The sequence below is a fragment of the Fundidesulfovibrio sp. genome, from assembly GCF_058402725.1.
Window position 1 is genome coordinate 1 of record NZ_JBZVFJ010000294.1, and the last position, 2143, is coordinate 2143.

3 protein-coding genes are annotated in these 2143 nt (G+C 69.3%); all 3 read left to right on the top strand.

Features of this window, described 5'->3' with window-relative positions; genetic code table 11:
- On the top strand, positions 1–676 hold a 676-nt coding region (locus ACV4UX_RS18860; protein ID WP_491594822.1), incomplete at its 5' end, for a ThiF family adenylyltransferase.
- Between the two features lie 148 nt (positions 677–824).
- Complete coding sequence (locus ACV4UX_RS18865) at positions 825–1394, top strand: RNA polymerase sigma factor (protein WP_491594823.1); 570 nt, start codon at positions 825–827, stop codon at positions 1392–1394.
- 391 nt (positions 1395–1785) lie between these two features.
- The gene (locus tag ACV4UX_RS18870) at positions 1786–2055 is read left to right on the top strand and encodes an anti-sigma factor family protein (protein ID WP_491594824.1); all 270 of its coding nucleotides are present in this window, start codon (positions 1786–1788) and stop codon (positions 2053–2055) included.
- Positions 2056–2143 lie beyond the last annotated feature (88 nt).

The window sequence follows — 2143 nt, forward strand, 5'->3', positions numbered from 1 at the left end:
GGCCCAGGCAAGGCTGCTGGAATCCAGGGTGGCCCTGGCGGGCCTGGGCGGCCTGGGCGGTCCCGTGCTGGAAGGCCTGTGTCGCCTGGGGGTCGGGATCATCGACGCGGCCGACCACGACCTCTTCGAGCCCACCAACCTGAACCGTCAGCTCCTGGCCACGGAAGCCGCCCTGGGCGCGTCCAAGGCCGGGGCGGCCGCAGCCCGCGCGCGGGAGATCAACCCCGCCGTGGAACTGCGCGCCCGGCAGGTGCGCCTCGCGCCCGAAGAATTCGCCGAATTCTTCCGGGGCGCGGACGTGGCCATCGACGCCCTGGGCGGCATGGCCTGCCGACCGGCGGCGGAACGCGGCGCGGCCCTGGCGGGCGTGCCGCTGGTCACGGGAAGCGTGGCGGGCTCCACGGCCACGGCCGCCACGGTGCTGCCGGGCTGGACAGGCCCCGCAGGCCTGATCTGCCCATCGGGCACGCCTTCCGGCCCAGGCGCGGAGGACGTGCTGGGCTGTCTGGCCCCGGCCATTCAAGTGGCCGCCGGGCTCATGCTGGCCGAAACCGTGCGCCTCGCCCTGGGCAGGCCGCCCCGCCTGGGAGGCCCCACGGGCCGCATGGCCGTGCTGGACCTCGACGACCTGAGCCTGGAACGCTTCGCCCTGCCCGGCCCCCAGGGCCACGAATAATCAGCCCGGCCTTCTTTTCCCGGAAAAACCTGCCCTGCTGGCACACGCCCTGCTGAAGCCCTGTGGAGGAGCGCCGAACGCGACGCTTCCAGACGGGATACGGCCACTGTGCCGGAAAGCCATTACCTGAAGTTTCGAGGTGTTGGATATGAGGGACATTTCCGTGCCCGCGAGGCATTCGGACATCGGACGGGTCGTCGCAGGGGAAAAAATTGCCTGGGACCGCTTTGTGGAAGATTTTTCCGGGCTGCTCTACGGCGTTGTGCTGCGTACGTTACGCCTGCGTTCACCCTCTGCTTCGACCGACGACGCGAAGGACGTAATGCAAGAGGTGTTCCTCCGCCTGATCAAGGACGATTTCCGGCTGCTGCGGTCCTACAGGGAGGATCGGGCCGCGCTCTCCACGTGGCTCACTGTGGTGGGGCGCTCCGTGGCCCTGGACTGGCTGCGCCGCCCCGAGGCGCGCCGCGCAACCGTGGAGCTGGACGAGGAACTGGCCGCGCCCGAGGACCGGCCCTTCGGAGGACGCCTGGAATTGCCGCCCGGAGTGCTCACGGAACGCCAGGCGCACGTGCTCACCCTGCTCTTCGACCAGGATCTGGACGTGGATGAGGTGGCGCAGGCCCTCAGCGTGCAGGCCCAGACCGTGCGAAGCCTGAAGCACCAGGCCCTGGAGCGGCTGAGGGGCCACTACGGGGCGCGACCGGGCCTGGCCTGAACGGTCGGCCAGGGCGGACACCGCGCGCTTTGCCGGATCGTCCCGCGCCCCTGCGGTCCTGGCCCGCGAGCCTGTCACCCGGCCGGATCGGTCGCTTCGGAGTCCGTCTCGCACCTTTCCCGGTGAACCGCAAAACCTGCCCGGGCAGATGACGCGCGCTTCACTGAAGCGCCGCGCGACCTGGCCGAGGCCAGGCCTCCTCCAAGGTTCCCGTCCATTCCATACCTTCCGTTTGCATCGAAAAACAATGTTTCCGAAGGGTTCTTTCGCCTCTAAAGGAAGCGGCCGTATCTTCCGATGAGTGCATGTCCCCGGAATCCTTGACCCGCCGTAGCCTGCGGGCTATCGGACGGGGACGACGACGCTTGAGCGGGAGGCGAGGTTACACACCATGTCCAACAATCGCGACATGCGGGGGGCTTCTTCTGGAGAATCCGCCGGGGAATGCCCGGACGCCCTGACCGTGGCGGCGTACCTGGACGGCAGACTGGAGGGCGCGGAGCTTGCGGCCGTGGAGCGCCACCTGGCTGCCTGCCGCAAGTGCGCGACGGACGTGCTTGAACTGCGCGAGCTTCTGGACAACGTGGGCGGCGACGAAGCCGGTCACGAGGAGCACGTGCGGGAGGCCGCCGAGCAGGCCAAGAAGCTCGTGCGGGGCTGAGCTACGTCCGACAGTTTCACCCAGGACAACGGTCCGGCGGTCCCCCCTCGCGGGGCGTCGCCGCCGACCGATCGGAAGACGGCATACG

Excerpts from the sequence above, each read along its gene's own strand:
- ACV4UX_RS18865 (WP_491594823.1), top strand. The coding sequence starts at position 825 with ATGAGGGACATTTCCGTGCCCGCGAGGCATTCGGACATCGGACGGGTC.
- ACV4UX_RS18870 (WP_491594824.1), top strand. The coding sequence starts at position 1,786 with ATGTCCAACAATCGCGACATGCGGGGGGCTTCTTCTGGAGAATCCGCC.